10 protein-coding genes are annotated in these 7,267 nt (G+C 71.2%); 4 read left to right on the top strand and 6 right to left on the bottom strand.

Going from position 1 to position 7,267, the window contains the following annotated elements; translation table 11 throughout:
• Positions 1-213: 213 nt before the first annotated feature.
• Positions 214-621, top strand: coding sequence for a hypothetical protein (locus tag ABZ215_RS16550; RefSeq protein WP_020422855.1), 408 nt, complete (start codon positions 214-216; stop codon positions 619-621).
• Between the two features lie 98 nt (positions 622-719).
• Positions 720-1,910, top strand: coding sequence for an RtcB family protein (locus ABZ215_RS16545; protein ID WP_354950171.1), 1,191 nt, complete (start codon positions 720-722; stop codon positions 1,908-1,910).
• Here the strand turns inward: ABZ215_RS16545 and ABZ215_RS16540 are convergent.
• Positions 1,900-2,340, bottom strand: coding sequence for an Lrp/AsnC family transcriptional regulator (locus ABZ215_RS16540; RefSeq protein WP_237339758.1), 441 nt, complete (start codon positions 2,338-2,340; stop codon positions 1,900-1,902). The genes ABZ215_RS16545 and ABZ215_RS16540 overlap by 11 nt on opposite strands.
• A gap of 124 nt (positions 2,341-2,464) precedes the next feature.
• Between ABZ215_RS16540 and ABZ215_RS16535 the strand changes: the two genes are divergently transcribed.
• A complete protein-coding gene (locus tag ABZ215_RS16535) occupies positions 2,465-3,007 on the top strand; it encodes an alpha/beta fold hydrolase (RefSeq protein ID WP_354950170.1) in 543 nt (180 codons plus the stop codon).
• 1 nt (position 3,008) lies between these two features.
• Here the strand turns inward: ABZ215_RS16535 and ABZ215_RS16530 are convergent, their stop codons facing one another.
• The 4 genes from ABZ215_RS16530 to ABZ215_RS16515 all read right to left on the bottom strand — a co-directional run bounded on the left by ABZ215_RS16530 (position 3,009) and on the right by ABZ215_RS16515 (position 5,275).
• The gene (locus ABZ215_RS16530; RefSeq protein ID WP_354950169.1) at positions 3,009-3,566 is read right to left on the bottom strand and encodes a DUF4865 family protein; all 558 of its coding nucleotides are present in this window, start codon (positions 3,564-3,566) and stop codon (positions 3,009-3,011) included.
• 13 nt (positions 3,567-3,579) lie between these two features.
• Positions 3,580-4,293: a methyltransferase domain-containing protein gene (locus tag ABZ215_RS16525; RefSeq protein WP_237339761.1), complete on the bottom strand. Its 714-nt coding sequence runs from the start codon at positions 4,291-4,293 to the stop codon at positions 3,580-3,582.
• Between the two features lie 43 nt (positions 4,294-4,336).
• The gene (locus ABZ215_RS16520) at positions 4,337-4,678 is read right to left on the bottom strand and encodes a hypothetical protein (protein ID WP_123685285.1); all 342 of its coding nucleotides are present in this window, start codon (positions 4,676-4,678) and stop codon (positions 4,337-4,339) included.
• A gap of 117 nt (positions 4,679-4,795) precedes the next feature.
• Positions 4,796-5,275: a MarR family transcriptional regulator gene (locus tag ABZ215_RS16515; RefSeq protein WP_020421994.1), complete on the bottom strand. Its 480-nt coding sequence runs from the start codon at positions 5,273-5,275 to the stop codon at positions 4,796-4,798.
• A gap of 38 nt (positions 5,276-5,313) precedes the next feature.
• Between ABZ215_RS16515 and pip the strand changes: the two genes are divergently transcribed.
• Positions 5,314-6,288, top strand: coding sequence for a prolyl aminopeptidase (gene pip, locus ABZ215_RS16510; protein WP_354950168.1), 975 nt, complete (start codon positions 5,314-5,316; stop codon positions 6,286-6,288).
• Here pip and ABZ215_RS16505 read toward each other — a convergent pair.
• Positions 6,269-7,255 carry an LLM class F420-dependent oxidoreductase gene (locus ABZ215_RS16505; protein ID WP_354950167.1) on the bottom strand — a complete coding sequence of 329 codons (987 nt, stop codon included), beginning with the start codon at positions 7,253-7,255 and terminating at the stop codon, positions 6,269-6,271. The genes pip and ABZ215_RS16505 overlap by 20 nt on opposite strands.
• Positions 7,256-7,267 lie beyond the last annotated feature (12 nt).

Genomic DNA, 7,267 nt, shown 5'->3' with positions numbered 1-7,267 from the left:
TGTCAAGGCGGGAAAGCGTGCCTTGACAACCCTGGTCGGCGACTAAAGATCGGCTGTGGATCGGGGGCGGGGGAGGTCTGGTTGGGGTGGTCGGTCCGCTTCCGTTGCCGGGCGGCGGTTTGTGAGGCAGGAGTTTTTCCGGTCCTGTCCCGGTTCCGGATCATCTGTGCTTCACTTCCCGTGACCGATCGGGCACTAGAAGGGACTTCTGGGGTGACGAGCTGGCGCGATCTCGCGACGTTCATCCGGCAGCAGTACAAGGTGATTCGGGACGAACCGGACGAACTGCGCATCCGGATCCGCTTTCAGTCCGATCCCGAGGAGGAGGAGCGCACCCAGATCGTCGTCATCGCGCGGGAGGTTCTCGACCGGCGGGACGAGTGGATCCAGATCGCGACCCCGTTCGCCCGCGTGGACGAGGTCGACGTGGTCGGGGTGCTGGCCGAGGTCGGGCACACCACCGTCGTCGGCGGGGTGGTCGTCATGGGCGAGTACCTGGTGCTCCGGCACTCCCTCCCGCTGGCCAACCTCGACATCAACGAGTTCGTCGACCCGCTCGCCCTGGTCACCAGCTCCGCCGAGCTGCTCGAAGAACAGCTCACCGGGCGCGACGACTACTGAAATCCGGTTGCACTGAAATCCGGTTGCTCTGAAATCCGGTTGCTCTGGGCCCGTCCGCGGGTAACCCTGTGGATCCACCAGAGCGAAAGGATCTTCGGATGTTCACCGCCGTCGAGGGCGCCCGCGTGCCGATCCGCATGTGGGCCGACCCGGCGACCGTCGAGGACGCTGCGATGCGTCAGCTGCGCAACGTCGCCAACCTGCCGTGGGTGCACGGTCTGGCCGTCATGCCGGACGTGCACTACGGCAAGGGCGCGACGGTCGGCAGCGTGATCGCGATGCGTGACGCGGTCTCCCCCGCCGCGGTGGGTGTGGACATCGGCTGCGGCATGAGCGCGGTCCGCACCTCGCTGACGGCCGACGACCTGCCCGACGACCTCGGCAAGCTGCGCCGCCGCATCGAGGACGCCGTTCCGGTCGGCTTCGCCATGCACCGCACCCCCGTCAACCCCGCCCGCGTGCCCGGCACCGGTGGGTGGAACGAGTTCTGGTCCGCGTTCGGGCAGCTGCACGACGGCGTCCAGAACCTGCGCGACCGGGCGCGGGCGCAGATCGGCAGCCTCGGCGGCGGCAACCACTTCATCGAGGTGTGCCTCGAACAGGGCGGCCCGGACGCCGGCCGCGTGTGGCTGATGCTGCACTCCGGCTCCCGCGGCATCGGCAACGAGCTCGCCAAGCGGCACATCGACGTGGCCCGCAAGCTGCCGCACAACGCGGACCTGCCGGACCGCGACCTGGCAGTGTTCGTGGCAGGCACGCCGGAGATGGCGGCCTACCGGCGCGACCTGTTCTGGGCGCAGGACTACGCGGCCCGCAACCGGGCCACGATGGTCGCGCTCGTGCAGCAGGCCGTCGCCGACACGGTGCCGGGCGTTCGGTTCGACGAGCCGATCTCGTGCCACCACAACTACGTCGCCGAGGAGACCTACGACGGCGTGGACGTGCTGGTCACCCGCAAGGGCGCGATCCGCGCGGGCTCCGGCGACCTCGGGATCATCCCGGGCAGCATGGGCACCGGCTCCTACATCGTCCGCGGCCTCGGCAACGAGACCTCGTTCCACTCGGCGTCCCACGGCGCCGGGCGGCGCATGTCGCGCACCAAGGCACGCAAGACGTTCACCGCCGCCGACCTCGCCGCCCAGACCGACGGCGTGGAGTGCCGCAAGGACGAGGGCGTCGTCGACGAAATCCCGGCCGCGTACAAGGACATCGACTCGGTGATCAAGGCGCAGACCGACCTCGTCGAAGTGGTCGCGCACCTCAAGCAGGTGGTGTGCGTCAAGGGGTAGGCAGCGGCTTCGCCGGGTAGCTGCGCAGCACGAGCGACGTCGTGACCGGCCCGAAGCGGGCCAGCGAGTCCACGACCTGTTCGAGCCGCTCGGCGTGCGTGCAGTGCACGTCGAACAGCAGGCAGTCCTCACCGGTCACCCGGACCGTCGAGACGACCTCGGCGATCCGCTCGGCGAGGGCCAGCGCCTTCGGCAGCTGCGCGTGCGTGGTGCGCAGCCGGACGACGGCGTGGATGTTCAGCCCCACCGCGGCGGGCGCGACGACCGCGCGGTACCCGAGGATGACGCCGCTCTTCTCCAGGCGCTGGATGCGCGCGCCGGCCGCCGGCTGGGACAACCCCACCCGGCGGCCCACCTCGGCGCCGCTGAGCCGCCCCTCGGTCTGCAACAGCTCCAGGATCGCGCGGTCGATCTCGTCGAGTGATTCCATCGTTGTCGCCGCCACTTCCCTTGAGATCACTTGTCCGGCCCACCCCGGGCCGTCGAACCATCGATCATCATCCCCTGGCGGCGCCCGGTCGTGCGGGGGCCACGAGTGGAAGCGGCGGTGGACGGTGGTCGCGTACGTCATCATCCCGGGGATCGACGGCTCGGACGAGAAGCACTGGCAGACCTCGTGGGAGGAGCGTTGGGGCGCCACGGCCGTCCGGATCGCCCCGGCCTCCTGGACGGAGCCGGACCTCGCGGACTGGGTGGCGGCGGTCGGCGCCGCCCACGCGACCGCGGCCCGGCGCGGCGAGCGCGTGGTGCTGGTGGCGCACAGCCTCGGCTGCTGGGCGGCGGCCGAGTGGCTGGCCGTGGCCCAGCCGCGCGGGGTGGCCGCGTTCCTGGTCGCCCCGCCCGACCCGCGGGGGCCGGCGTTCCCGCGCCAGGCCGCGCCGACGTTCGCGAACCTGCGGGCCCGGCCGCTGCCGTGCCCCGGCCTGGTGGTCGCGAGCGACGACGACCCCTACTGCCAACCGGCGGCCTCAGCCGCGCTCGCCGACGCCTGGCGAGTCCCGCGGCGCCTGCTCGCCGGGCACGGCCACCTCAACTCCGGCAGCGGCCTCGGCGACTGGCCATCCGGCCTCGGCCTCCTCACCGAAGCCGCCGCCTGACCTACCACTGCCGCCCAACGCGCAGCGCGGCCAGTTCCGGCGCGGAGAGGTGCAGCACCTCGTACCGCTCGGTCGCCTCGCCGTCGTGCTCGCCGAGCACGAACCGCACCAGCTGCCAGTGGTGCGGGTCCAGCGCGAGGGCCGCGCTGTGCACACCGGGCTCCAAGGCGGTCGCGGTCAGCCCGGCGAGTGCCTCCTCGACCGCCTCGGCCGGGTTCTCGCCCACCGGGGTGACAAGGCGGGACGCGTGCCGAGGTGTGCGGTCGCGCGCTGGACCGGGCTGGAAGGCCAGCCCGGTCCAGTGCCGCACCACCGGGCGGCCGAAGTCCCGCACGATGTTCTCGAAACCGCCGCCGCCCACCAGGAACTCGGCCATCCGCCCGGCTTCCCGCCACAGGTAGAACGGCGCGTACTGGTTCGGGCTCTCCCGGATGAGGTACGCCTTCAGGCCGAGGCCGGCGCGGTCGTCCAGCGCGTGCCCCCGCTCGGCGACCCGCCTGCGGATGATGCCCATGTCGTAGTCGGCGGGCAGGGCGATCTCGTACTGCTTCGCATACATCCCCGCACTGTACCTACTGGTATGTACGGAGAACGTAGCCGGTGTACTGGTACTCCGAGCCGTGCTCGCGGCGCATCGCGATCTCCCGGCGCGCCGCGGCGACGGCCTCGGCCATCGCGGGATCACCGGCGGCGGCGTCGGCCCGGGCGGCCAGGTGGTCGTAGAACTCGTCGAACCAGTCGCTGTCCGGCTGCGGCAGCACCGCCTCCACCCGGTAACCCGCGGCCACCGCAGCGGCGGAGTTCTCCTCGGTCGTCCTCAGTGGATACTGCGCGTCCCAGAACTCCCGCGCGGCCGCGGACGGCGTGCCGGTCGACCATTCGCATTCGGTGAGCACGAGCGCGCCACCGGGCTTGAGCAGCCTCTTCCACGTGCGCAGCGCGGTGTCGAAACCGAGCACGAAGACCGAGCTTTCGGCCCACAGCAGGTCGAATTCACCGTCCGGGAACGGGGGGTCGGCCATCGACGCGTTGACGGTGTCTACGTCGAGCCCCTCGGCCGCCTCGGCGAGGTCGTCGAGGAAGGGCTGGTGGGTGTCCAGGCCGGTCACCCGCGCGCCGGCCTTGGCCAGCAGCAGCGCCGACCGGCCCGGGCCGCACCCGAGGTCCAGCACCCGCGGCCGCTCGGGCAGCGGGCGGGCGAGTTCGAGGAGGCGGAGTGTGGTGGCGTCGGATCCCGGCCCCTGCCGCGGCAGGCCGTGGAACAACGCGAAGAACGCTTCGGTCACGTGCGGCAGCCTCCGGCCCGCCGCACGGTGGCGCAACCGGTTTTCAGCCGGCCAGGTCGACCTCGGCGGTCAGCACGCCGTGGTGCTCCTGCAGGTCGACGCACCAGGTGCGGGCGAGCCGGTCGAGGATGTGCAGCGGGAGCCGCAGCGCCGCGTGACCGGGCAGGGTGCGGCAGCGCAGCTCGCGGATCTCGGCGCGCAGGCTGCTGCCCTCGGTGTGCCGGAGGCGGACGGTGAACGGCGCGTGGGCGTGCCGGCAGGCGAGGCTGGCGAGGGTGTCGACCACCAGGAGAGCGCGTTCGTTCGCCTCTTCGCTCTCCTCGTCGAGGAGCGCGCGGAGATGGCGCCGGAGCCCGGCGAGGTGGGGCGCGCCCAACAAGGGCACGCCGCTGGTTCTGTCACAGATCTGGGCTGAGTCCGGCAAGACGGTCCTCCGCTGTTCCTTCAACGGGCGTGGAGCGTCGTTGTACCCCGGACAAGGGAACGCGAAACCTGCTCGCCGTCAACGGCTCAGATCCGGTGCGGCGTCGGCGATCCGCTGCCGCATCGGCCGTTCCCGCAAGGCCTCGATGGCCTCGTCGACGAGCTTGCTCAGCGGGTAGGCCAGCTCGTCTTCGAAACGTTTCGCCGCGGCGGTGGTCGCCGCCCACTCCGCGTCCAGGACCGGCAGCAACTCCTCCGCCCTGGGTGTCAGGTGAACGATGCGGTGACGGGCGTCGGCGCCCGGGCTGAGCGTCACCAGCTCCGCCTTGACCATCTGCGCGACGGTCTGGCTCGCCGCCGAGTGGGTGACTCCGATGGCGGCGGCGAGATCCCGGATCGGCTGCGGGCCGCCGGCGGCGAGCGCCCGCACCACCGGCGTGAAGCGCGGCCGGAACCAGGACAGGCCGAGGTCGGCGTAGATGGCGGCGACGTCGCCGTCCAGCAGTTCCAGCAGGTGCCGCAGCCGGGTGGCGAGCAGTTCGGCGCCAAGGATTGTCACAGCGCTAATATAACAGCACTGTTGCATCTGGAGGGATCATGACCCAGCTCCACCCCGTCGCCGAGCCCTACACCGAAGGCATGCTGGACGTCGGCGACGGCAACCGGATCCACTGGACCGAGTGCGGCAACCCCGGCGGCAAGCCCGCGGTGTTCGTCCACGGCGGGCCCGGCTCCGGCGCCTGGACCAATTCACGCGGCTACTTCGACCCGGAGCGCTACCGGGTCATCCTGTTCAGCCAGCGCAACTGCGGACGGAGCACCCCGCACGCGAGCGACCCGGCGACCGACCTGAGCCACAACACGACCGAGCACCTCATCGCGGACATGGAACGGCTGCGCGAGCACCTCGGGATCGAGCAGTGGCTGCTCTTCGGGGGGTCCTGGGGCTCCACGCTGCAACTCGCCTACGCGGAGCGGCACCCGGAGCGGGTCAGCGAGATCGTGATCGCCGGCGTGACGACCACCCGGCGCCGTGAGATCGACTGGCTGTACAACGGGGTCGGCCGGTTCTTCCCGGCGGAGCTGGAGCGGTTCCGGGCAGGCGCAGGCGACGTCGAGGGCGACACGTTCGACGTCCTCGCCGCCTACGCGCGCCTGATGTCGGATCCGGACCCCGCCGTCCGGGAAAAGGCCGCCCGGGACTGGAGCGCCTGGGAGGACGCGGCGGTCTCGCTCGAACCCAAGGGGGTGCCGAACTCCTACAGCGACCGGCCGTCCCGCGACCTGCTCGCGATGACCCGGATCTGCGCGCACTACTTCTCCAACGCCGCCTGGCTGGAGGAAGGCGTGCTGATCCGGGAAGCCCACCGGCTGAAGGGGATCCCCGGGAAGCTCATCCACGGCCGGCTCGACATCAGCAGCCCGGTGGAGACCGCGTGGGAGCTGACCCAGGTGTGGCCGGACGCCGAACTGATCGTGATCGACGACTCCGGCCACACCGGCAGCGACGCGATGCGGGCGGCGTGGCGCGCCGCCCTCGACGAGTTCGCGGTCAGGCCAGCTCGGGGATGACCTTGTTCGTGAACAGATCCACCGACGCGCGGTCGTAGGCGATGTCGGCGAAGTAGGTGATCGCGTAGGTCATGCCGAGACCGCGCAACTCGGTGAGCCGCTCGGCGATCTGCTCGGGAGTGCCGACCAGCGGCCCGTTCGCGAACGAGTTCACGGTGCTCTCGAGCAGGTCGGCGGACAGGTGCGGCTCGTAGTGCGAGCGGATCCACGTCAGGCGGTCGGCCACGTCCTTCTCGGTCTCGCCGATGACGACGTTGTAGTTGGCCGAGCGGACGATCGCGTCGAAGTCGGTGCCCACGTCCTGGCAGTGCGCGGCGAGGACCTCGGACTTGTGCTTGAAGTCCTCGGCGCCACCGGCGAAGTTCGTGTACCGGGCGTACCGGGCGGCGATGCGCAGCGTCTTCTTCTCGCCGCCGCCGGCGATCCACAGCGGAATGCCGCCCTCCTGCAGCGGCAGCGGGTACGACAGCGCGCCGTCGACCTGGTAGTGCTTGCCGTCCAGGGTCGCCTTGCCCTCGCTCCACAGCTGGCGCATGATCTGCACGCCCTCGTCGAGCATGCCGAGCCGCTCGCCCGCGGACGGGAAGCCGTAGCCGTAGGCCCGCCACTCGTGCTCGTACCAGCCCGCGCCGATGCCCATCTCGACGCGCCCGCCCGAGATGACGTCCGTGGTCGCCGCGACCTTCGCCAGGTAGGCCGGGTTGCGGTAGCTCATGCACGTGCACATCTGGCCGAGGCGGACGCGGCTCGTGGTCGCGCCGAGGGCGGCCATGAGCGACCACGCCTCGTGCGTGGCCTCCGCCAGCGGAGCCGGGACGGTGTGGAAGTGGTCGTACACCCACACCGACTCGTACGGCCCGTTCTCGGCGTACCGGGCGATGTCCAGCATGGTCTGCCACTGCCCGGCGGGCTCGATACCGGTCAGGTCGAGCCGCCAGCCCTGGGGGATGAACAATCCGAAGCGCATGCGCCCAGCCTA

Origin of the sequence: Amycolatopsis sp. NPDC006131 (assembly GCF_040614175.1) — a bacterium.
In the GTDB taxonomy this organism is placed as follows: Bacteria; Actinomycetota; Actinomycetes; order Mycobacteriales; family Pseudonocardiaceae; genus Amycolatopsis_E; species Amycolatopsis_E tucumanensis.
The sequence above is the reverse complement of the archived record's forward strand: the minus strand, read 5'-3'. Positions and strand labels throughout refer to the sequence as shown.

What these genes read in the sequence shown, in the direction of transcription:
- ABZ215_RS16540 (WP_237339758.1), bottom strand. Translation starts at nt 2,340, where the DNA reads ATGGAATCACTCGACGAGATCGACCGCGCGATCCTGGAGCTGTTGCAG.
- ABZ215_RS16530 (WP_354950169.1), bottom strand. Translation starts at nt 3,566, where the DNA reads ATGTATGCGAAGCAGTACGAGATCGCCCTGCCCGCCGACTACGACATG.
- ABZ215_RS16505 (WP_354950167.1), bottom strand. Translation starts at nt 7,255, where the DNA reads ATGCGCTTCGGATTGTTCATCCCCCAGGGCTGGCGGCTCGACCTGACC.
- ABZ215_RS16545 (WP_354950171.1), top strand. Translation starts at nt 720, where the DNA reads ATGTTCACCGCCGTCGAGGGCGCCCGCGTGCCGATCCGCATGTGGGCC.
- pip (WP_354950168.1), top strand. Translation starts at nt 5,314, where the DNA reads ATGACCCAGCTCCACCCCGTCGCCGAGCCCTACACCGAAGGCATGCTG.